General features: G+C 66.1%; 22 protein-coding genes and 1 pseudogene. 5 read left to right on the top strand and 18 right to left on the bottom strand.

From position 1 onward, the window contains the following. From GOSPT_RS20205 to hisD, 14 genes and pseudogenes are all read right to left on the bottom strand, one after another. Positions 1–246: pseudogene (locus GOSPT_RS20205) on the bottom strand (tryptophan synthase subunit beta); the annotation flags it as partial. Positions 247–309: 63 nt separating this feature from the next. Further along, positions 310–1,128, bottom strand: coding sequence for an indole-3-glycerol phosphate synthase TrpC (gene trpC, locus GOSPT_RS20200; protein WP_005208463.1), 819 nt, complete (start codon positions 1,126–1,128; stop codon positions 310–312). A gap of 79 nt (positions 1,129–1,207) precedes the next feature. Next, complete coding sequence (locus GOSPT_RS20195; protein WP_005208461.1) at positions 1,208–2,083, bottom strand: TIGR02234 family membrane protein; 876 nt, start codon at positions 2,081–2,083, stop codon at positions 1,208–1,210. Next, complete coding sequence (locus GOSPT_RS20190; RefSeq protein WP_005208460.1) at positions 2,080–3,720, bottom strand: anthranilate synthase component I; 1,641 nt, start codon at positions 3,718–3,720, stop codon at positions 2,080–2,082. Before GOSPT_RS20190 ends, GOSPT_RS20195 begins: the two co-directional genes overlap by 4 nt. Further along, positions 3,717–3,896, bottom strand: coding sequence for a tautomerase family protein (locus GOSPT_RS20185; RefSeq protein ID WP_005179191.1), 180 nt, complete (start codon positions 3,894–3,896; stop codon positions 3,717–3,719). Before GOSPT_RS20185 ends, GOSPT_RS20190 begins: the two co-directional genes overlap by 4 nt. Before the next feature lie 124 nt (positions 3,897–4,020). Further along, the gene (gene hisI, locus GOSPT_RS20180; RefSeq protein WP_005208459.1) at positions 4,021–4,446 is read right to left on the bottom strand and encodes a phosphoribosyl-AMP cyclohydrolase; all 426 of its coding nucleotides are present in this window, start codon (positions 4,444–4,446) and stop codon (positions 4,021–4,023) included. Positions 4,447–4,450: 4 nt separating this feature from the next. Beyond that, a complete protein-coding gene (gene hisF, locus GOSPT_RS20175; RefSeq protein ID WP_005208458.1) occupies positions 4,451–5,251 on the bottom strand; it encodes an imidazole glycerol phosphate synthase subunit HisF in 801 nt (266 codons plus the stop codon). Next, the gene (locus tag GOSPT_RS20170) at positions 5,248–6,150 is read right to left on the bottom strand and encodes an inositol monophosphatase family protein (RefSeq protein ID WP_005208457.1); all 903 of its coding nucleotides are present in this window, start codon (positions 6,148–6,150) and stop codon (positions 5,248–5,250) included. Before GOSPT_RS20170 ends, hisF begins: the two co-directional genes overlap by 4 nt. Then, positions 6,147–6,890, bottom strand: coding sequence for a bifunctional 1-(5-phosphoribosyl)-5-((5-phosphoribosylamino)methylideneamino)imidazole-4-carboxamide isomerase/phosphoribosylanthranilate isomerase PriA (gene priA, locus GOSPT_RS20165; RefSeq protein WP_005208456.1), 744 nt, complete (start codon positions 6,888–6,890; stop codon positions 6,147–6,149). Before priA ends, GOSPT_RS20170 begins: the two co-directional genes overlap by 4 nt. Positions 6,891–7,011: 121 nt before the next feature. Next, complete coding sequence (locus GOSPT_RS20160; RefSeq protein WP_005208455.1) at positions 7,012–7,278, bottom strand: hypothetical protein; 267 nt, start codon at positions 7,276–7,278, stop codon at positions 7,012–7,014. Continuing rightward, positions 7,275–7,916, bottom strand: coding sequence for an imidazole glycerol phosphate synthase subunit HisH (hisH, locus tag GOSPT_RS20155; RefSeq protein ID WP_005208454.1), 642 nt, complete (start codon positions 7,914–7,916; stop codon positions 7,275–7,277). Before hisH ends, GOSPT_RS20160 begins: the two co-directional genes overlap by 4 nt. After that, a complete protein-coding gene (gene hisB / locus GOSPT_RS20150; RefSeq protein ID WP_005208453.1) occupies positions 7,913–8,536 on the bottom strand; it encodes an imidazoleglycerol-phosphate dehydratase HisB in 624 nt (207 codons plus the stop codon). Before hisB ends, hisH begins: the two co-directional genes overlap by 4 nt. Continuing rightward, complete coding sequence (locus GOSPT_RS20145; RefSeq protein ID WP_005208452.1) at positions 8,533–9,693, bottom strand: histidinol-phosphate transaminase; 1,161 nt, start codon at positions 9,691–9,693, stop codon at positions 8,533–8,535. The genes hisB and GOSPT_RS20145 overlap by 4 nt, the downstream gene beginning before the upstream one ends. After that, positions 9,690–11,027 carry a histidinol dehydrogenase gene (hisD, locus tag GOSPT_RS20140; protein WP_005208451.1) on the bottom strand — a complete coding sequence of 446 codons (1,338 nt, stop codon included), beginning with the start codon at positions 11,025–11,027 and terminating at the stop codon, positions 9,690–9,692. The genes GOSPT_RS20145 and hisD overlap by 4 nt, the downstream gene beginning before the upstream one ends. Positions 11,028–11,250: 223 nt before the next feature. On the opposite strand from hisD, the gene GOSPT_RS20135 reads away from it, so the two are divergent. The 3 genes from GOSPT_RS20135 (at position 11,251) to GOSPT_RS20125 (ending at position 16,172) form a co-directional block, all read left to right on the top strand. After that, entirely contained in the window at positions 11,251–13,248 is a 1,998-nt protein-coding gene (locus GOSPT_RS20135) for an HNH endonuclease signature motif containing protein (RefSeq protein ID WP_005208450.1), read from the top strand. Positions 13,249–13,587: 339 nt separating this feature from the next. Further along, entirely contained in the window at positions 13,588–14,085 is a 498-nt protein-coding gene (locus GOSPT_RS20130; protein ID WP_005208448.1) for a MarR family winged helix-turn-helix transcriptional regulator, read from the top strand. A gap of 329 nt (positions 14,086–14,414) precedes the next feature. Beyond that, on the top strand, positions 14,415–16,172 hold the full coding sequence (locus tag GOSPT_RS20125; RefSeq protein WP_039856824.1) for an MDR family MFS transporter: 1,758 nt from the start codon (positions 14,415–14,417) through the stop codon (positions 16,170–16,172). Between the two features lie 123 nt (positions 16,173–16,295). Here the strand turns inward: GOSPT_RS20125 and nadC are convergent, their stop codons facing one another. Together nadC and nadA are read right to left on the bottom strand one after the other, a co-directional pair. Beyond that, positions 16,296–17,204, bottom strand: a complete 909-nt coding sequence (gene nadC / locus GOSPT_RS20120) for a carboxylating nicotinate-nucleotide diphosphorylase (protein ID WP_005208446.1) — start codon at positions 17,202–17,204, stop codon at positions 16,296–16,298. Between the two features lie 8 nt (positions 17,205–17,212). After that, positions 17,213–18,271 carry a quinolinate synthase NadA gene (gene nadA, locus GOSPT_RS20115; protein ID WP_005208445.1) on the bottom strand — a complete coding sequence of 353 codons (1,059 nt, stop codon included), beginning with the start codon at positions 18,269–18,271 and terminating at the stop codon, positions 17,213–17,215. A gap of 227 nt (positions 18,272–18,498) precedes the next feature. Here nadA and GOSPT_RS20110 point away from each other — a divergent pair, with 227 nt between their 5' ends. Next, on the top strand, positions 18,499–19,008 hold the full coding sequence (locus tag GOSPT_RS20110) for a helix-turn-helix transcriptional regulator (protein ID WP_039856829.1): 510 nt from the start codon (positions 18,499–18,501) through the stop codon (positions 19,006–19,008). A 162-nt stretch (positions 19,009–19,170) separates the two neighbouring features. After that, on the top strand, positions 19,171–19,938 hold the full coding sequence (locus GOSPT_RS20105; RefSeq protein ID WP_005208443.1) for an NUDIX hydrolase: 768 nt from the start codon (positions 19,171–19,173) through the stop codon (positions 19,936–19,938). On the opposite strand, the gene GOSPT_RS20100 is transcribed toward GOSPT_RS20105, so the two are convergent. Then, the gene (locus tag GOSPT_RS20100) at positions 19,922–20,542 is read right to left on the bottom strand and encodes a DUF2567 domain-containing protein (protein ID WP_245548751.1); all 621 of its coding nucleotides are present in this window, start codon (positions 20,540–20,542) and stop codon (positions 19,922–19,924) included. The genes GOSPT_RS20105 and GOSPT_RS20100 overlap by 17 nt on opposite strands. Further along, entirely contained in the window at positions 20,539–20,772 is a 234-nt protein-coding gene (gene bsaP / locus GOSPT_RS20095; protein WP_039856827.1) for a biotin synthase auxiliary protein BsaP, read from the bottom strand. Before bsaP ends, GOSPT_RS20100 begins: the two co-directional genes overlap by 4 nt. Positions 20,773–20,805: the final 33 nt, after the last annotated feature.

Here is a 20,805-nt window from a genome sequence, read left to right as displayed (position 1 = left end):
ACGTCCGACGTAGTCGCGCTGCAACCGATCGAGTTCGCCGAGGAACTCGTCGTCTGTGCGCATCTTCTCGTAGGCAGCGGTCACGTCGTCGATGACCGCCATCAGCGCCTCGGGAACGTGACGTCCGCCGTACACGCCGAAGTGTCCGCCCGCGTCGGGTTCCGACGACGTACGCGTGCTGACTCCGACACTCGCAGTGGGGAACTCGGCCTGGAGTTGATCGTCGGATCGGGATTCGGTGGTCACGGAACTCTCACAGACATCTCGTCGTCCGTGACACGCAAGTCGACGCTAGATCGAAAGCGAGTGTCAGCGAACGGGTTTCGGACAGGAAGGATGGGTACCGGCGGTCACGAGTTCGGAGACCGCTGTGCGCGGGTCTCCGCAGGTGACCAGGCCCTCGCCGACGAGCACCGCGTCGGCACCCGCACCGGCGAATGCCAGCAGATCTGCAGTGCCACGCACACCCGACTCGGCGACCCGGATGGTCTCGGTGGGCAGACCCGGAGCGATACGCGCGAACGTATTGCGGTCGACCTCAAGGGTTTTCAGGTTGCGATTGTTCACACCGATGACCGACGCACCGGCTTCGAGTGCGCGGCTGGCCTCGTCCTCGGTGTGTACCTCGACGAGCGCGGTCATGCCGAGACTCTCGGTGCGGTCGAGCAGCGAGGCGAGCACATTCTGCTCGAGTGCCGCGACGATCAGCAGGATGACGTCCGCACCGTGGGCGCGGGCCTCGTGGATCTGATACGGCCCGACGATGAAATCCTTGCGCAGCACGGGGATGTCGACACGGGCGCGCACGGCGTCGAGATCGGCGAGCGACCCACGGAACCGACGTTCCTCGGTGAGGACACTGATGATGCGTGCACCGCCCGCTTCGTATGCGGCGGCGAGGTCTGCTGGATCAGGGATGTCGGCGAGCTCGCCCTTGGAGGGACTCGCTCGCTTCACCTCGGCAATGACGCCGATTCCGGTCTTGCGCAACGCAGCCATCGCATCGCGAGGAGCCGGCGCGGCAACGGACGCCTTTTTGACGGCCGCATAGTCGACGATCGCCTCACGTGCGGCGACATCGGCTTTCACTCCCTCGAGAATCGAATCGAGGACGGTGGGCGTGCTCACGACAGCTGGCTCCCTTTCTGTTCGTGCTCTCAGGGTAGACGGCCGCCTTCGAAGCGCCGGGAGCGGGTTGTGGTTTTCGTCATCGTTGATCTGTCGGGTCGATCCCGGTGTCGAGAGCGTCCCAGAGCATGCGCTCGTTGGGGGCATCGGGCGCGTCGTGCTGGTCGCCCGTCGAGCCGCCTGACCCCGCCGAATCGTCTGCCGCAGCGCTCTTCTGCACCGGCGACGACCCCTCCGACGAGGCAGCGTTCGCGCTCCGGGCATCCTTGCCGGCCTGGGCATTCTTGTCGGTCTGGGCTGATTCGGCTGCCTGGCGACGCTTGTGTTCTGCGAAGATCTCGCGCTCGATGTCTTCGCGTCGCGCGGCGGGGGTCTTGTACTTCGACGACATGCCCGCACCGGACGCGACACGCATGAGCAGAACCCCAGCTGCGACTGCACACAGCGACCCGATGAGGACAACCACGGCGACCCAGTTGTGCGTGGTCACCAACTGCACGACGTATCGATCGTTGAGACCTGCGGCAGTGGCGGCATACGTGTCGTTCGTTCCGCCCATGACGAGCGAGATCGCCGGGAAGGCGGCAAGCACACCCGCTGCGGCAACCAAGAGCGCCAGGATGCGCAAACCCCACCCACGCAGCGACATCGCCGCCAGGATGGCCGCGAGCAACACCAGCGCAAGCGGCGTGAGCCATGGGCTCCAGTCGCTGCCCTTGACGTCGAAGGTCCGCGCCGGAGACAACCCGTCGGCCGCGAGCACCGTTGCCCACGTCAGGCGCGAGGCGATCCAGAATGCGAGTGCCGCTGCGGCCAGGAGTATCGACCCGAGGAGCTTTGTTCGACGCTGCGCCCGCGCCGCCTGCTTCTCGCGGTCGGCGGCACTTACTGCCTCAGCGCCCTCGCCATCGGGCCCTTCAGCGCTGTGATTTCGTTCAGGATCAGGAACGGTCATCGGTCACTCTCCCCGCCGACACTCTCCACGCCGCCACTCTCGACGCCGACGCGGCGCATCGTCGTGGCCGCCGCGATCGCGTTGAGAACAGCGGTGGCCTTGTTGCGGGCCTCGTTGTACTCGTAGTCGGCTTCACTGTCGGCCACCACGCCGCCACCCGACTGCACGTAAGCGATGCCCGTGCGCATCAGTGCGGTGCGGATCGCGATGGCGGTGTCGGCGTTGCCCGCGAAATCGAGGTAGCCGACGATTCCGCCGTACAGGCCACGTCGTGTCTTCTCGATGGCCTCGATCAGTTCCATTGCACGCACCTTGGGTGCACCGGTCAGCGTTCCCGCGGGGAAGCACGCGGTGACAGCGTCGAGCGCATGCTTGTCGTCGCGCAGCGTCCCCGACACCGTCGACACGAGGTGCATCACGTGGCTGTACCGCTCGATGTGGCGGTAGTCGCTGACCTTGACGGTGCCCGGGGCGCACACGCGACCGAGGTCGTTGCGGCCGAGGTCGACGAGCATCAGGTGCTCGGCGTTCTCCTTCTCGTCCTCGCTGAGTTCCTTCCCGAGGAGTTGATCTTCCTCCTCGGTGGCCCCGCGCCAGCGCGTACCGGCGATCGGGTGCGTCGTGGCAACCCGGTCGGTCACCGTCACCAGCGCCTCTGGGCTCGATCCGACGATCGTGAAGGGCTTTCGAGGTGCGCCGCTGTCGTCGGTGCCCACGCCCGGCATGCGCAGCAGGTACATGTACGGACTCGGATTGGAGGCCCGCAGAATGCGATAGACGTCGAGCGGGTCGGCGTCGGTGTCGATCTCGAAGCGCATCGACGGCACCACCTGGAATGCCTCGCCGGCCTCGATCTCGCGGACCAGGCCGGTGACGATCTCGCCGTACTCCTCACGGGTGCGCTGCACACGAAAATCGGGTGCAGGCCTGTCGAAACGCGACACGGTCGACGGCGCGGGTGCGGCCAGAGCCTGCGTCATCGCATCGAGTCGGGCGACGGCGTCGGCGTACGCCTCTTCGGCACGTTCGGCACTGCCGTCCCAATTCACCGCATTCGCGATGAGGGTGATGCTTCCCTCGTGATGGTCGACGGCGGCAAGATCTGTCGCCAGCAGCATCATCAAGTCGGGAAGGCCGAGGTCGTCGACGGTTGTCTCCGGCAAACGCTCGAGCCTGCGCACCATGTCGTACGCCATGAAGCCGACGAACCCACCGGTCAGCGGCGGCATGTCGGGGAAGGCATCGGTGGCGAGCAACCGCAGCGACTCGGCGAGAACGGTGAGTGGATCGCCGTCGACGGGAGCGCCTGCGGGAACTGTCCCCCACCATGCGGCCTTGCCGTCGACAACGGTCAGCGCCGATGGCGCGCCGACGCCGATGAACGACCACCGCGACCACGACCGGCCGTTCTCCGCGGATTCGAGGAGGAAGGTGCCCTCCCGCTCGCCCGCCAGTTTTCGGTACGCCGACAGCGGCGTCTCCGAATCGGCGAGCACCTTTCGCGTCACCGGCACGACGCGATGGTCGGACGCGAGATCGAGGAACTGCTCGAGCGTCGTCGTATCGGCGTTCGTGTTCGACGCAGAGCTGCTCCGCGAACCGTCGGTCGCAGCCGCGAGTGTGTGTTCGCCGCTCATCCGAGCGGCTCGCCGCCGACGCCCCACTGCGAGCGGGGCACCTCGGTGATGGTGACCCATACCGAATCCGGGTTCTTGCCGGTGGCCTTCGCGTACGCCTCGGTCACCGCCGCGATGGTCTCGCGCTTGACCCGGTCGGATAGACCCGGAGTCTGCGAGATCTGGATCAGTGGCATGACTGCGTCACCGCCTTCCGTCGGCTGGTCCGCGTCGGGTTCGAGGCCGCAGCGCGGTGCGGCATTCGAGCTCGTCGAGCACGGAGCTGTGGGGAGAGCTTCTCCCCGACGATTGTCCCAGGCATCAACTCGACGCCGCGCCCGCCCCGTCGATTTTCTGGTCCTCGCTGCGCTCGTCGACGTGCTGGTCGTCGGTCTGGTCATCGTCGACGTCGAAGGCCAGCGACGGGGTGTCGAAACAGCTGTGGTTACCGGTGTGGCAGGCGGCCCCGACCTGGTCGACGATCAGCAGGATCGTGTCGCCGTCGCAATCGAGACGAGCGTCGTGCACGTACTGTGTATGTCCGCTGGTATCGCCCTTGACCCAGTACTCCTGGCGTGAGCGTGAGTAGTAGGTGGCACGACGAGTCGCGAGTGTCCGCTCGAGCGCCGTGTCGTCCATCCACGCGACCATCAACACCTGCCCGGTGGAGCGTTCCTGGGCAACGGCGGCGAAGAGTCCGTCTGCGTTGCGTTTGAGCTGTGCGGTCAGTTCCGGCGCGAGTGCCATGCGATCAGACCTGCCCTTCCGTGTCGCGTTCGGTACGTACGACGATGCCTTCTGCTGCCATCGCACCCTTGACCTCTGGGATCGTGAGCTCACCGAAGTGGAACACCGATGCGGCGAGCACTGCGTCAGCGCCCGCCAGCACCGCTGGCGCGAAGTCGACAGCCTTGCCTGCTCCACCACTGGCGATCACGGGGACGTCGACCACCGCGCGAACCGCGGCCAGCATCCGCAGATCGAAGCCCTGCTTGGTGCCGTCGGCGTCCATCGAGTTCAACAGGATCTCGCCGACGCCGAGTTCCTGACCGCGCTGCGCCCACTCGACGGCGTCGATTCCGGTGCCTTTGCGTCCGCCGTGTGTGGTGACCTCCCACCCCGACGGCGTCGGCTCTGCGTCGTCGGGAACCGTTCGGGCGTCGACCGAGAGCACAATGCACTGCGATCCGTACCGTCGACTCATCTCGGCGAGCACCTCGGGGCGCGAGATCGCCGCGGTGTTGACGCTCACCTTGTCGGCGCCTGCACGCAGCATCGCGTCGACGTCGTCGACCGTGCGGATGCCACCTCCGACGGTCAGCGGGATGAAGATCGCGTCGGCGGTGCGGTGCACCACGTCGATCATCGTGGCGCGCCCCGAACTCGACGCGGTGACGTCGAGGAAGGTCAACTCGTCGGCGCCCTCGGCGTCGTATCGCGCGGCGAGTTCGACGGGGTCGCCCGCGTCGCGGAGATTCTGGAAGTTGACGCCCTTGACGACCCGACCGTCGTCCACATCGAGGCACGGGATCACGCGAGTTGCGAGGGTCATCGAGAAGTCCTGTCGTCTGCGCCGGGGCGCTCGGGGCTGCCGTGCTGCGCTGTGCGGGGGTCGGTAGTGGTGCTGGTGATGTCGCTGCCGGACCACACGCCGACGTCGTCGATCACGGCCATCAGCTCGCGGTGCACGTCGGGCATCGCGGTCACCAGCGACGGTGACGACGCCGTCCACGGGTTGCCCGCGAGGTCTGTGGCGAGCCCGCCTGCGGCACGCACCAGGGCGGCGCCGGCGGCATTGTCCCAGGCATGTGCACCGAAAGCTATTGCGGCACCGAAGATTCCGGAGGCTACGTACGCCATGTCGACGCCGGTGCTGCCCGTCATACGCAGTCGGGCCGCTCGCACGCTCAGCGCTTCGAGTAGTTGCGCTCGACGAGCCCCGGGGTAGCGACCGCCGTGACTGACGTTGAACGGTCCGAACGCGACGGCCGTCTGGGCGAGCGTCGTCGGAAGATGCGCGGCCATCGGGACGCCGTTGCGGTACAGCGGACCTCCGACGTGACCGGCGTAGCGCAGTCCGGTCAGCGGCAGCCATGTGAGACCGAGTACCGCCTCACCGTCGACGAGCAGTCCGAGCAGGATGCCTGTGAGCGGCATGCCCGTCGAATAGTTGTACGTTCCGTCGACCGGGTCGAGGACCCACACGGCACCGTCGGTCACCGGTGGTCCGCCGAATTCTTCGCCGTGCACGTTGATTCCGGTCCGGTCGGTGAGTTCTCGTCGGATGCGTTGTTCGAGGTCGAGGTCGACCTGGGTCGCAAAGTCGGTCAGACCCTTCACAACGGCACTGGGCGCGCCGAGTCCGGCGACGAACTCGCCGGACACACCGTCGAGAATGCTGCCCGCCACCTCGAGGAGTGCGGGCAGATCCAGGCCGGAACCGGTGGTCACAGGTTACCGACCGCCGCCAAAGCGTCAGGCAGGGTGAATCGCCCCGCGTACAGAGCCTTGCCGACGATCGCGCCCTCGACACCCTGGTCGGTCAGGCTGGCGATGGCGATGAGATCGCCGAGCGCCGACACACCACCCGACGCGACGACAGGCGCGTCGGTTGCCTTGGTGACCTCGGAGAGCAAATCGAGGTTCGGCCCGCCGAGCGTGCCGTCCTTGCTGACATCGGTGACGACGTAGCGCGCGCAGCCGTCGCCGTCGAGTCGCGCGAGTACCTCCCACAGATCACCGCCGTCGGTGACCCATCCCCGACCACGCAGTCGATACGAGTCACCGTCGGCAACGACGTCGAGTCCCACGGCAATGCGGTCGCCGTACGTGGCGATCGCGCGCCTGCACCATTCGGGGTTCTCGAGCGCAGCGGTACCGAGGTTCACGCGGGTACAGCCCGTCGCCAGTGCGGCCTCGAGGGACTCGTCGTCGCGGATGCCACCGGACAACTCGACCTTCACGTCGAGTTCGCCCACCACACCGGCGAGCAGTTCGCGGTTGTTGCCCCGGCCGAACGCGGCGTCGAGGTCGACGAGGTGAATCCACTCGGCACCGTCGCGTTGCCATGCCAGCGCGGCATCGCGGGGTGAGCCGTAAGCGGTTTCGGTGCCCGCCGCACCGCGGACGAGCCGAACGGCCTGTCCATCGGCGACGTCGACGGCTGGTAGGAGTTCGAGGGTCTTCCCCATGACGTGAGGTCTTTCCTGTCTGTTTGTTCTCGTACGGGTCTGTTCGTCTCGTACGGGCTGGTGATCTCGGGTGTCTGTTGATCTCGGACGGTTCGGTGGGTGATCGCGCTCGCGCGCCGGGTCAGGGGCTTGCGTTTCCCTCGTCGAGGGCGCGCACCTTGCGCTCGTAGTTGCCGATGATCCGCCGCGACATCCAGCCGATCGTCCCGATCATCGCGAGCACCACGAGCAGCGCGGCGACCAAACCTGCCACCGGTGACCAGTGTGCCAGCGCAAGAATGATCGGAATGCCGATCACCAGCACGAGCACTCCGGAACCCAAGACGAATGTCACGAACCGCCCGTAGGAGAAGTGTGGGCGCTCGGGCACACCGTCGGACGCGCTCATGCGATGCTCCCGACCCAGTTGCGCAGCAGTTCTGCTCCCGCGTCGCCCGACTTCTCGGGGTGGAACTGTGTGGCGCTCAACGCGCCGTTCTCGACGGCCGCGAGAAAACGGCTGCCGTGTTCGGCCCACGTCAGGGCCGGTGCGGCGAGTGGCGATCCGACGTTGTCCATCTCCCACGTCTGAGCCGCATACGAGTGCACGAAGTAGAAGCGGGTTGCCGGGTCGATTCCCTTGAAGAGCGTCGAGTCCGTCGGGGCGTCGACGGTGTTCCAGCCCATGTGCGGCAGCACGGGAGCGTCGAGCCGCGACACCGTTCCCGGCCACTCTCCGCATCCGTCGGCTTCCACACCGAATTCGACGCCGCGCTCGAACAGGATCTGCATGCCGACGCAGATGCCGAGCACCGGGCGTCCGCCCGCGAGGCGTCGGCCGATGATCCGGTCGCCGTGGACCGCGCGCAACCCATCCATGCAGGCCGCGAACGCGCCGACGCCCGGCACGACCAATCCGTCGGCTTCAAGCGCACTGTTGAAGTCGCTGGTCACGGCGACGTCGGCGCCGGTGCGCTCCAGTGCGCGCTGGGCGGAGCGCAGATTGCCCGAGCCGTAGTCGAGGACGACGATGTTCGTCGCACTCATAGAGCGCCCTTGGTGGATGGCACTCCACTGACTCTGGGATCGGCCTCGGTCGCCGCACGAAGCGCGCGGGCGACCGCTTTGAACTCGGCCTCGGTGATGTGGTGCTGATCGCGGCCGTAGAGCACACGCACATGCAGCGCGATACGTGCGTTGAGCGCGATGGACTCGAAGACGTGGCGGTTGATCACCGTCGAGTAGGGCACGCCGGGGTATCCACCGATGACTGCGGTCAACATGTGCTCGGGTTCGCCCGTGTGGACGCAGTACGGTCGGCCCGACACGTCGACGACGGCGTGCGCGAGCGTCTCGTCCATCGGGATGTACGAGTCGCCGAAGCGTCGAATTCCCTTCTTGTCGCCGAGAGCCTGTCCAAGTGCCTGACCGAGCACGATCGCGGTGTCTTCGATGGTGTGGTGTCCCTCGACCTCGACGTCGCCCTTCGCCTCGACGGTCAGGTCGAAGCTGCCGTGTGCGCCGAAGGCGGTCAACATGTGGTCGAAGAACGGGATGCCCGTCGAGATCGCTGTGACGCCGGTGCCGTCGAGGTTGAGTTCGACGACGATCGACGACTCCTTGGTCGTCCGCTCGACGCGTGCGATACGCGGTGCCGGGGTGGTCACTGTGACTTCTCCAGATCTGTGGTGGCGAGCTTTCTGCTGACGTCGAGGAACGCGTCGTTCTCGTCAGCCAATCCGATCGTGACACGGAGATGCGCGGGAATTCCGACGTCGCGGATCAACACGCCGTTGTCGAGGTAGCGCTGCCACGACGCCGAAGCGTCGGCGAAGCGACCGAACAGCACGAAGTTGGCGTCGGAGTCGACGACGTCGAATCCCACCTTCTCGAGCTCTGCGACGACGCGTTTGCGCTCGGCGATGATCTTCGCGACTCCGCCCAGCGTCTCGTCTGCATGGCGCAACGCCGCTCGTGCCGCGGCCTGCGTGAGCACCGACAGGTGATACGGCAGCCGCACCAGTTGCAGGGCGTCGACGATCGCGGGTGACGCCGCGAGGTACCCGAGCCGACCGCCTGCGAAGGCAAACGCCTTGCTCATCGTGCGGCTGACGACGACCTTCGTCGGGAACTCGTCGATCAACTCGACAGCGCTGCGCTGCTCGGAGAACTCCGCGTACGCCTCGTCGACGATCACGATGCCGGGCGCGGCGTCGACGATGGCCCGGAGCCCGTCGTTCGAGATCGATGCTCCGGTCGGGTTGTTGGGAGAGGTCACGAACACGATGTCGGGGCGTCGTGCGGAGATCTCGCCGACCGCGTAGTCGATGTCGAGAGAGAAGTCGGAGCTGCGCTTGGCCTCGAGCCAGGTGGTGTCGGTGCCGTCCGAGATGATCGGATGCATCGAGTAGCTGGGCACGAAGCCCAACGCCGCACGACCAGGGCCACCGAAAGCCTGCAGGAGCTGCTGCAGGATTTCGTTGGAACCGTTTGCCGCCCAGACATTTTCGACGCCGAGGTGGGTTCCGGTGGCTGCGCTCAGGTAGGCGGCGAGGTCGCTACGCAGCGCGACGGCGTCACGGTCTGGGTAACGGTGCAGTTCTGCCGCTGCGGCGCCGGCCGATTCGGCGACGTCGGCGATCAGTTCCGGCGATGGCGGGTGCGGGTTCTCGTTGGTGTTGAGAACGACAGGCACCTTCAATTGCGGTGCGCCATAAGCGCTTTTACCGCGCAGATTGTCGCGGAGCGGGAGATCGTCGACGGTGATCTGGGCTCCGGGTACTTGAGCGCCGGGAATCTGGGCTCCGGTGGCGGCGGGCGTCACTTGGCGGCCCCGGCAACAGCCCCCGAGAACCTGCGTGTGATCGCATCGCCATGTGCCGGAAGGTCTTCGGCCTGCGCCAAGGTGACCACCTGGTCGGAGACGTCGCGCAGCGCCGCCTCGTCGTAGTCGATGACATGCACGCCACGCAGGAAGGTCTGCACCGACAGTCCCGACGCGAACCGGGCCGAACCCGATGTCGGCAGAACGTGATTCGATCCTGCGCAGTAGTCCCCGAGACTGACCGGCGCGAAGTCGCCGACGAAGATCGCGCCGGCGTTATGCACGCGATCGGCGACCTGCGCGGCGTCGCGCGTCTGGATCTCGAGGTGCTCGGCCGCGTAGGCGTCGACCACGGCAAGACCGGCCTCGACATCGTCGACGAGCACGACGCCCGACTGCTTGCCGCTCAGCGCCGTGGTGACTCGCTCACGGTGTTTGGTCTCGGCGACCTGGCGGTCGAGTTCTGCGTCGACGGCGTCGGCTAGGGCAACGCTGTCGGTCACGAGCACCGACGCCGCGAGAACGTCGTGCTCGGCCTGGCTGATGAGGTCGGCGGCGACGAAGGACGGATTAGCCGAATCGTCGGCGAGGATGGCGATCTCAGTGGGTCCGGCCTCGGCATCGATGCCGACGAGTCCGCGACACAGTCGCTTGGCTGCCGTGACGTAGATGTTGCCGGGACCGGTGATGAGGTCGACCGGATCGAGGACCGCACCGTCGGTATCCGTACCGCCGTAAGTAAGGAGCGCGACGCCCTGCGCACCACCGACGGCCCAGACCTCGTCGACGCCGAGAAGTGCGCATGCCGCGAGGATGGTCGGGTGCGGCCAACCACCGAAGTCCTTCTGCGGAGGTGACGCAACCACGAGCGATCCGACGCCCGCCTCCTGCGCGGGGACGACATTCATGATGACCGACGACGGATAGACGGCATTACCACCGGGAACGTACAGGCCGACACGCCTGACGGGAATCCACTTTTCGCTGACGGCTCCCCCGTCGACGACCTGTGTACGCGACGTCGTACGACGCTGATCGGCGTGAACGAGCCGGGCGCGGGTGATCGACTCACGCAGTGCATCGGCGACAGTCGGATCGAGTTTCGCCAGCGCATCGGCGATTACATCGGCAGGAACCCGAACACTCGACGGACGCACGCCATCGAACTTCTCGCCATACTCGAGTGCTGCCTCGACGCCGCGGTCGGCGATCGCATGCACCACCGGCGTCACCGTATCCAGCACGGCATTGACGTCGGTGCCCCCACGGGGCAACGCGCGACGCAGCTCAGCGAGCGTCGGCGAGCTACCGCGCAGGTCGGTTCGGGCGAGCATGGGTGTCTCCTGATCGGTCGGGTTGATGTGTCCAGGATATGTGGCGGCACCACTGGTTTCCGAATGCGGTCCGTCGGCAGTACGGCAGGAGCGAAGCAGTGCGACCGGGAAGACCCGATCAAGAGGTGTCGAAACTTCTTTCGAGTTTTCCTCGACGGTGCCCGTATTGTCGGGTAGTGTAGAACACATATTCGACACGACGTTGGGGCGGGGGTGGCGGCACGTGAACAGCAAACGCAACAGCAGCGACGGCGGAAACGGCCGTGCGCCTTCGGCTTTGGCCACGGCGGCGGTGGGGTCTGCGGATGCGGTGGTCGCCGAGAAACTGTCACGCCTGGCTGCGGTGTTGGATGAGTTGGCGACGGTGGATGTGTCGTTGGTGTCCGACGACGTGCTCGTCGAAGCCACCGTCGAGGCCGAACGGCTAGCACTGCGGACGGCCGGCGCGGTCACCGACCGCTTGATCGTGGAAGCGTCCGACCGCGACCTGCCCCACTCGTTGGGTTTCCGCGACATTCGCAACTTCATGGGCCAGCGCCTGCATATCGGTGATCCGGCAGCCCGGTACCGGGTGATCGCGGCGACCGGCTCATTCACCACCATCTGCGGTGACCGCCTATTACCCGCGTGTCCCACGTTGGCCGGCTACGTCGTGGAAGGGCGCGTCGCCGGCGCACACGTCCGCGCGGTACTCGAAGTGTTGGAGGCGATCCCCGCCGACATTTCGGCGGAGACGAAAGCTGCCGCCGAAGCACAGATGGCCGGCTACGCGACCGAGTTCACGCCCGCCGAAATCACCAACCTCGGTTCACGGCTACTCGCCCATCTCGACCCGGATGGAACACTCACCAACCCGAAAGACCGCAAACGACGACGACGCTTGTGGGTGAACCGGCAAAACGCACAGTTGATGTCGCGGTTGACCGCCGATTTGGATCCGATCGCCCGCGCACGGCTCGATACCGTGTTGGACTCGTGGGCCAAACCCGGCATGAACAACCCCGACGACCCGGACTCGCCCGTGGGTCCGATCACCACCGCCAACGCGGAGCAGGTCGCGGCGGCTGCGCTGCGGGATCAACGCTCACCCGCCCAACGCAATCACGACGCCTTCTCCGCCCTACTCGGGCAAGTACTCGAATCAGGGATGTTGGGCAACACCCATCGGGGATTACCGATCCAGGTAATCGTCACCACCAGCCTGCACGAGTTGGAAGCACAAGCAGGGATCGCGCAAACCACGTCCGGAACGCTCCTCCCGATCGACGATGTGATCGAGATGGCCGCTTCCGCCGGTGCGAGTCAGTATTTGGCGGTGTTCGGTGACCACACCAGCATCCCGTTGTATTTGGGTCGGTCGAAGCGGATCGCGTCGTTGGGGCAGCGGTTGGCGTCGTTTGCCTCGGCGGGCGGGAAAATGTGTTCGGCACCGGGGTGTAATCAGCCCGCGAGCAGGGTGCAGATGCATCACGCCGCGAAAGACTGGGCCGACGGCGGGTTGACCGATATCGACCAGTTGGTGCCGGCGTGTGATGTGCACAACCGCCGGGTTGGCAAGAAACCTGGCCAGTTCACCACCCGCATGATCACCGAAGGCCCTGATACCGGCCGCGTTGCGTGGCGGCTCAACGCCAAACCCGGTATGCCCGGGAATCCGGAACGCATCAACCGCGTCGCCGACGTCAAAGCCGACTTCCACGACTACCTCGCTGCTGAACACATCAGCAACGAAGCCGCAGCGGCTGCACGCGCTGCCGGTGCTGGGATCGCAGACATAGCTGGAGCCGAGAACGTCGCGGACGCACCGGGTGCAGGGTTTGTCGCGGGAGCGGCTGGTGCCGAGATCGCCTCGGACGCAGCCGACATCGAGATCGGCGCGCGAGCCCCGGGTACGGCGGACGCGGAGATCGTCGCGGACGCAGTGGGTGCCTGGATGGTGTCGCCACCCTCGATACAAGAACCGCCACCTGCGAGCGGGCAGGCGGCACCCCACACGGTCACCGGCGTCGAGCTCGCGCTGGTGGGCGCAATCCCCTTGAATGACACCGTGCGCCTCAGCTCGCGCGTCGACATCCAATGGAACCTCGCTGATCCACCCGACCCCGACCCGCCCACAGACCCAGACGCGCCAACAGGTCCAGCCCCACCAGCCAGCCCCTGGTGGCTCGGCGGCATCGACCCACCAGGAGGCGCCGACCCACCGCTGGCCGACGCCGCCTGACCACCGCGTCAGCCGACCCGCGCGCCGACCCGGCCGACACGCTAGCCCAACGAACCGGGCGAACCGTCGAATCCGGTTGTGCCGCAACCCGTCCACACCCCGCCACCACACCCCGGTGGCGGGGCAGACGTGGTTGCCTGGCGGGCAGGTCCGGAAGATGAGCGCAAGCAACGCAGCAACCGTGAACCGCAGCGCCATAGCGTGTGCGGATGCCCTCACCCGTGTCGCTCGCATCCTCTCCGACGACCGCCACACCCGTCGAGTCCTGAATCACGTTTCAGTGCGCGGTACCCTGTGGCGCATCATCCGACGAACCGCGACGGACAGGATTCACCGCAGATGGGCGACGCTCGCTCCGACCACCCAGTGAACGCCGACGACGCATCCGATGACCCGATCACCGACCTGGAGACAGGTTTCGCCGACCTGATGCGACAGGGACGAATTCGACTACGCAACCGCGCCCGCGCGGTGGATCCCCGACTCGACCCGTCGAACTACCCCCTGATCGCGATGCTCGCCGGCGCCGACGGATCTCTGCCTGTGTCGACACTGGTCGCGCAGCTCGGACTCGAGAAGTCGACTGTGAGCAGACAGATCGACGCCATCGTGCGCCTCGGTCTCGCCGAGCGACACGCCGACCCGCACGATGCCCGCGCTCGACTGGTCTCCCTGACCCCTACCGGCCGAGCACGCGTAGATCACGTCGCCGACGCGGCGGTCGCAGACTGGCGTGCACGGCTGTCCGAATGGGACCCAGAGGACATCCGGACCCTCACCCGACTGCTCAACCGCCTCCTTGTCGACGACGCGGAGTTCGAACCCGACCCTGCTTGAGCCCTGAGCGAGCGTGAGCCCCCGAACTACCTCGAATCCGGCCGCAGACTGAACCCGAGACCCGGCTCCGATTCGCCGCGTCGAGAAACTGCGCCTGGTCCGGGAATACTCAAGATAGTTGCGCGTTACAACTATCAATGGTTATAGTTGCTTCACTCAACTAGTTGGTTGCGTGACGTATCTGCAGCCAGCAATCGGCCGGCCATCGTTGCCGCGCCCCGACATCCTTCTCCCGTGCGGCGGACCGCGCGGGACCAGCCACTACCTCAGGAGGTTCTCCCATGTCTCAAGCCGCCACGCGGGAGGTCACTTCCGCTGCGGGCGCACCGATGACCCATCGACAGAAGCTAGAAGCGCTCGTCGGTCTGCTCCTCGGAATGTTCGTCGCGTTTCTCTCGTCGACGATCGTGTCCAATGCGCTCCCCGTCATCATCACTGACCTGCATGGAACGCAGGGCCAGTACACCTGGGTCGTCACGGCGACCCTCCTCGCATCCACGGCGACCACACCCATCTGGGGCAAGCTCTCCGACCTGGTGAGCAAAAAGATCCTGGTCCAGGCGTCGTTGGCGTTGTTCACCCTCGGTTCGGTCCTCGCCGGACTCTCACAGTCGGTCGGCATGCTGATCGGTTTCCGCGTCATCCAGGGCCTCGGGCTCGGTGGCTTGCAGGCGCTGGTCGTCATCGTGATCGCATCGATGTTCAGCCCGCGCGAACGCGGCCGCTACCAGGGTCCGATCGCAGCTGTGATGTCGCTCGCGACCGTCGCAGGCCCGCTGATCGGCGGCGTGATCGTCGACACCAGCTGGCTCGGTTGGCGCTGGACGTTCTACGTCTGTGTTCCGCTCGCGGTGATCGCTTTGCTGGTCATCCAGCGCACGCTGAACCTTCCGACGGTCCGCAAGGACGTCCGCATCGACTACCTCGGCGCGTTCCTGATCGCGGCAGGTGTCAGCACCCTGCTCATCTGGGTCACCCTCGCCGGTGACAGCTTCGCGTGGCTGTCGGGAATGACGTTCGGACTCGTCGCACTCGGAATCGTGCTCATCGTCGGCGCATTGTTCGTCGAATCGCGCGCCAAGGACCCGATCATTCCGCTGCGACTGTTCCGCGACCGCACCACGACCCTCGCCACACTGGCAAGCGTTGCCGTGGGTGTCGCACTGTTCGGTGGTGCCGTGTTCCTCGGTCAGTACTTCCAGATCGCCCGCGGCTACTCCCCCACGGCGGCAGGTCTGCTCACCCTTCCGATGATTATCGGCTCGATGCTCGCCGCAACGGTCTCGGGCGCTCTGATCACACGGTTCGGTCGGTGGAAGCGCTTCCTCGTCACGGGCGCTGCGCTGATGACAGCAGGATTCTTCCTTCTGTCGACCATCGACGCACATACCGACATGGTCGTCATCGGAGCGTTCCTGTTCATCCTCGGACTCGGCATGGGAATGACCATGCAGAACCTCGTGATGGCTGTGCAGAACAACGTCGGACCCGATGACCTCGGTTCGGCGACGTCGACGGTGACGTTCTTCCGCTCGCTCGGAGGTGCGGCGGGCGTGTCGGTGCTCGGTGCGGTGCTGGCCACCCACGTCACCGACCTGATCACCAAGGGTCTGGTCGCGGCGGGTGTCAATCCGGCACAGACCGGCGGGTCGGGTGCAGGGCTCTCGAACCTCAAGGATCTGCCCGGACCGATCGCCGAGATCGTCCGCGGTTCCTACGGTGACGCAATCGCGCGCGTCTTCTTCATCGCCGGTGTGATGGCCGCGATCAGCTTCGTCGCGATCGTGTTCATCAAGGAGGTCGCACTCAAGACGCAGAGCTTCGACGAACAGCGGCTCGCCGCCGTCCGCGAGGAAGTCATCGACGTCACGCCCACCGCGTCGTTCGACGTCGCACCGGTCACCGTAAACAGCGGCCGGACAGGCGAGAACCGCACTGCAAACACAGGGGCGACTGGCAGCACGGCGGTAGACGACCTCGACAGGGAGTTCGCGGAACTCGTCGACGGTCCGGACGCCACCGCGCGTTCGGCAGCCGCGACCGGAGATGCCGACTCGCAGCACGGACGCCACGAGCGCACCGACTGACCATTTGGCTGCCGAAAGGCACGCTGGGTGCCAGACGCACCAAAATCAAGAAAACACTGTGGCCCACAGCCTTCGCTGTGGGCCACAGTGCTTTTGCACCACTCGGCAGTGCGTTTCCACCGCTCAGAGCGGGATGTCGAGTCCGAGGTCGAGCGCGGTGACCGAATGTGTCAGTGCTCCGACGGCGAGGTAGTCGACGCCCGTGCGTGCGTAGTCGGCGGCCTGGTCGAGACTCAACCCGCCCGAGGACTCCAGCTTCGTCTCCGGCGACCGGTTGTTGCGGCGGGAGACGGCCATCTGGGTAGCCCAGAGTTCGAAGTTGTCGAGCAACACGAGTTGGGGTTCGAGGTCGAGCACGTCGTCGAGTTGGTCGAGCGAATCCACTTCGACCTCGACCGGCAGGTCGGGTGCCGCTGCACGCACAGCGCGCAGCGCTGCGCTCACCGATCCCGCGGCGGCGACGTGATTGTCTTTGATCAGCGCCGCGTCACCCAGCCCCATGCGGTGGTTGACGCCGCCACCCGCCCGCACCGCATACTTCTGCAGATAACGCATGCCAGGCAACGTCTTTCGCGAGTCACGAATCTTCGCGGGCGTTCCGTTGACGGCGTCGACCCACTGTGCTGTCGCGGTGGCGATCCCCGAGAGATGACACGCCAGGTTGAGTGCCGTGCGCTCCGCGGTGAGCAGAGCGGCGGTAGGCGCATGAACCGCCAACACCACTTCGCCAGGTGCGACTCTCGTGCCGTCGGGAACCGCGGCGGTCACCTCGTACGCCCCGACACCGACGACCTCGTCGAGAACAGCAAGTACGACGGGCAGCCCGGCGACCACTCCGAGCGCACGGCTGACGATCTGCGCGTCGACCGTCGCGCCCGCGGGCACCGTCGACGCGGTGGTGATGTCGGGTCCGTAGCGCAGATCCTCGTCGAGTGCCGTTCGGATCAGCGACCTGACCTCGTCGGTGATGGCCAGGTCGAGTTCTCCGGCTGCCTCGCGTTGGCCGATGAACGCGCTCCCCAATTCAGTCATTCGAGGACTCATTCACCCGAACCCGGATTGCCGATCGCGATCATCCGCTCGACGCTCTTGCGTGCGCGCTCGGCAACGTCGTCAGCGACGAACACCTCGTCCTTGCCCTCACGCAGCGCACGCAGCAGCGCGGCCGGAGTGATCATCTTCATGTAGGGGCATGAGGCGCGATCGTTGACCGCCTGGAAGTCGATACCCGGCGCGGCTTTACGGAGCTGGTGCAGCATGCCGATCTCCGTGGCGACGAGAACCTGCTTGGCACCGGTCTGCCGCGCGGCGTCGATCATTCCGCCGGTGGACAGGATTTTGACGCGATCATCGGGCACCGCTCCCTCGCCCGCGAGGTAGAGCGCCGACGTCGCGCACCCGCACTCGGGGTGGATGAAGAGGTCGGCGTCGGGGTGCGAGTTGGCCTTGGCGGTCAGCTCGTCACCGTTGATCCCGGCGTGCACGTGGCACTCGCCCGCCCAGATGTGGATGTTGTCGCGGCCGGTCTCCCGTTTGACGTGCGCGCCGAGGAACTGGTCCGGAAGGAACAACACATCGCGATCGGGATCGATCGACGCCACCACGTCGACAGCGTTCGACGACGTGCAGCAGATGTCGGTGAGACCCTTCACCTCGGCGGTCGTGTTGACGTAGGAAACGACGACGGCGTCGGGATACTCGGCCTTCCACGCCCGGAGGTCGTCGGCCGTGATCGAATCGGCGAGCGAGCACCCCGCCCTGGCATCGGGTATCAGGACCCGCTTGTCGGGGCTGAGGATCTTCGCGGTCTCCGCCATGAAGTGAACGCCGCAGAACACGATCTCGTCGGAGTCGACCTCCGCCGCGATCCGGGACAGTGCAAGCGAGTCACCGACATGGTCTGCAACATCTTGAATTGCCGGTAGATCATAGTTGTGCGCGAGTAAGGTCGCATTACGCGCACGCGCTAGTCGACGAACCTCTTCTGCCCACGCCGCGGTCGGTTCCACACCGGTGAATCCACCGGAACCGTCTGTCCACACCGCGTCGATCAGACCGGGTTCGGGAACTGCTGCCGGACGGTCGCTCGTGATACTCATGTGTCACTCCTTCAGCCTGCGACCGGAGAACGCGGTTCGTGCTCCGATACAGGTTTTCGACTGTTGGTCGAAAACACCTAGATCGTAGCACCCCGCCCGGTGGGTACCGTCGGTACTCCGATTCGAGTAGCCCACTACGCGTTTCTGTGGTCGCCTGCGGCAATAGCGTCGAAGAGGTCAGCGACAACACCGCCACTGCTCGACGAGAATCACAGGAGATACCCCCGATGACCTCCACGATTGGCCCCCGCGCCGGCGACGACGTTCCTCCTACATCGACCTCCCCCATGGCCATCGCGCCGTCGATCCCGACGCGCAGATCATCGTTCTCCACTCCACTGGAAGCGGTTCGACGCCGTCAGGAGGCACTCGAACGTCTTGCTGCACGTCGAATCGTGACGACGCCTCCCACGCGACACACGGCAGACCACGCGCACCTGCGCCCTGTGGTGTCGGCGTCGGTTGGCTCCGGCATGCATTCCGCGCCTGGAGGTGGTGAGCGCATGCACCCACGAGTTCCCCTGACATCCCGCGAGGTCGAGGTGCTACGGACATGGCTTCTCACCGACTCCAAGTCGGTGGCGGCGTCGCGGCTGGTGATCTCGGTGGGCACGGTCAACACGCATCTGGCGCGCATTCGGACGAAGTATGCAGACGCCGGGCGGCCGGCGCGAACCAAGGCGTCGTTGGTTGCTCGTGCGATCCAGGACGGACTGATCAGCCTCGACGAACTGTGAGCGGAGCGGCTCTCGAGTTCCCGCGCGAAGCGCCTCCCGAGTTCCAGCGAAGCGCCTCCCGAGTTCCAGCGAAGCGCCTCCCGAGTTCCAGCGAAGCACTGCGAGGATGCGTTCCGCAGCGCCTGAAGACCGCGCTGCGGAACGCGCCCTAGAATCGACCGCATGTCCGCGCCGAGTCATGACAGTTCCGATGGCGCCGTCGCACAGGAGTCGGTCACACAGGAATCGGGCCGGACGACGTCTGAGTCGCCAGGCACGGCAGGGGTCGAGGTCCTGAGCGCGGTTTTCCAGGTGCGGCGCCCGACACCCGACGACGAGCCCCAACTGTGCGTTCTTCTGTGGCGGCAGCACGACGACGAGCCGTTGGCTCTTCCGGGCGGCGGGGTCGCACCACATGAAAGTCTCTCGGAGACTGCTCGACGCCAGCTTGCCGACACGATGGACATCCGCAAGGTCGCACACCTCGAGCAGCTCTCGGTGTTCTCAGCACCACATCGCACACCGGGGCGTCGAACCATTGCGTCGACATATCTGGGCCTGGTACCCACCGACGCGCCCGCACGACTACCCGGCACCGCGGCGTGGCTGCCGGTGGACTCCCTCAGCGTGTTGGCTCACGACCACGCCGACATCATCGCCGCAGCGCGTCGACGTCTGGCAGCCAAACTCTCGTACACCAATATTGCCTTCGCCTTGGCACCGGCCAGGTTCCCGATGTCTGAGCTATCCGAAATTTATTGTGCTGCACTGGGTTACCCGGTCGACACGACCAACCTTCTGCGAATACTCAGCCGACGTGGCGTCGTCGTGGCCACCGGGACAGTCGGAAAGACGGGCCGTACGGGCGGGCGGCCGCCCGCGCTCTATGCCTTCGCCGACAACGAGTTACGCGTCACCGACGAGTTCGCAACGCTCAAACCCCCACTGTGAGCGAACGATCCACGTCGTCGACGACTCCGTCGCCCACACCGAGGTCGGCGTCGCTGTTCGCGAGCGCACACACCAGATAGACGAGACTCACGGTCAGTGGTGCACAGATGAGGAGAATCCACGGCGCCGAGAACCCGTTGCGTGTGGCGCCGTCGAGCACGAGGTCGGGGACGACACGGAACGTCTGCCCCATCCCGACGTCGTGCGGATCCGGAAAGTGTAGGTGCGCGACCCACGTGCCGATGGATCCCGCGATCACGGTGCCGATCACTGCGGTCACGAAGGTTACGCCGTAACCGATAAGACCTCTCCAGTAGCGGGCGGCGAACCATGCGAGCGCCGCCGCGACCGCACCGTAGGCGAGCATCCAGAACGCGAACACCGCAACACCGGCGAACTCCTCACCGAGTTGTTCCGACGGCACAGCGGCACCCTGCGCAGTCACCGTCCCGGTCATCGCGGGGGTCGTGACCGCCCACGCCACACCGAACACGACGCCGAGCAACAGCACCACGACACCGACGACAACCAGCGGCGCTGGCGAGTGCTTTCGCTTCGCCGTCACCGGATAGCCGGGTGCCCCCGGATAAGCCTGCGCCATCATCGTCGACCAAGTTGCGACGAATCGACGACACCGTGGCGCGAACAACGTGCATCCCACCCGTCGGGGCGCACCTGCACCACCATTCGCCTGCCGCACTGGCCACAGAACCGGGGCGGCTCCAAACCGAGACGTGCCGCCTGCGGCACGGCGTCGGCCGCCTGCAGGTCGAGTTCGATGCCGGTGTACACGCCGTACCGGCACGGTTCGTCGAGCGGACCGGGGATGTCGATGGGGCTTCGCGCGACCCGGCTCGACGGTGGGCG

This window comes from Gordonia sputi NBRC 100414 (assembly GCF_000248055.1).
GTDB classification, from domain to species: Bacteria; Actinomycetota; Actinomycetes; order Mycobacteriales; family Mycobacteriaceae; genus Gordonia; species Gordonia sputi.
The sequence above is the reverse complement of the archived record's forward strand: the minus strand, read 5'-3'. Positions and strand labels throughout refer to the sequence as shown.

Excerpts from the sequence above, each read along its gene's own strand:
- GOSPT_RS20195 (WP_005208461.1), bottom strand. The coding sequence starts at position 2,083 with ATGACCGTTCCTGATCCTGAACGAAATCACAGCGCTGAAGGGCCCGAT.
- GOSPT_RS20105 (WP_005208443.1), top strand. The coding sequence starts at position 19,171 with ATGTCCGCGCCGAGTCATGACAGTTCCGATGGCGCCGTCGCACAGGAG.
- priA (WP_005208456.1), bottom strand. The coding sequence starts at position 6,890 with ATGGGGAAGACCCTCGAACTCCTACCAGCCGTCGACGTCGCCGATGGA.
- hisH (WP_005208454.1), bottom strand. The coding sequence starts at position 7,916 with ATGAGTGCGACGAACATCGTCGTCCTCGACTACGGCTCGGGCAATCTG.
- GOSPT_RS20190 (WP_005208460.1), bottom strand. The coding sequence starts at position 3,720 with ATGAGCGGCGAACACACACTCGCGGCTGCGACCGACGGTTCGCGGAGC.
- nadC (WP_005208446.1), bottom strand. The coding sequence starts at position 17,204 with ATGACTGAATTGGGGAGCGCGTTCATCGGCCAACGCGAGGCAGCCGGA.
- hisF (WP_005208458.1), bottom strand. The coding sequence starts at position 5,251 with ATGACCCTCGCAACTCGCGTGATCCCGTGCCTCGATGTGGACGACGGT.
- hisD (WP_005208451.1), bottom strand. The coding sequence starts at position 11,027 with ATGCTCGCCCGAACCGACCTGCGCGGTAGCTCGCCGACGCTCGCTGAG.
- GOSPT_RS20110 (WP_039856829.1), top strand. The coding sequence starts at position 18,499 with ATGACCTCCACGATTGGCCCCCGCGCCGGCGACGACGTTCCTCCTACA.
- hisI (WP_005208459.1), bottom strand. The coding sequence starts at position 4,446 with ATGGCACTCGCGCCGGAACTGACCGCACAGCTCAAACGCAACGCAGAC.
- GOSPT_RS20125 (WP_039856824.1), top strand. The coding sequence starts at position 14,415 with ATGACCCATCGACAGAAGCTAGAAGCGCTCGTCGGTCTGCTCCTCGGA.
- GOSPT_RS20100 (WP_245548751.1), bottom strand. The coding sequence starts at position 20,542 with ATGATGGCGCAGGCTTATCCGGGGGCACCCGGCTATCCGGTGACGGCG.
- GOSPT_RS20130 (WP_005208448.1), top strand. The coding sequence starts at position 13,588 with ATGGGCGACGCTCGCTCCGACCACCCAGTGAACGCCGACGACGCATCC.
- nadA (WP_005208445.1), bottom strand. The coding sequence starts at position 18,271 with ATGAGTATCACGAGCGACCGTCCGGCAGCAGTTCCCGAACCCGGTCTG.
- GOSPT_RS20185 (WP_005179191.1), bottom strand. The coding sequence starts at position 3,896 with ATGCCACTGATCCAGATCTCGCAGACTCCGGGTCTATCCGACCGGGTC.
- GOSPT_RS20160 (WP_005208455.1), bottom strand. The coding sequence starts at position 7,278 with ATGAGCGCGTCCGACGGTGTGCCCGAGCGCCCACACTTCTCCTACGGG.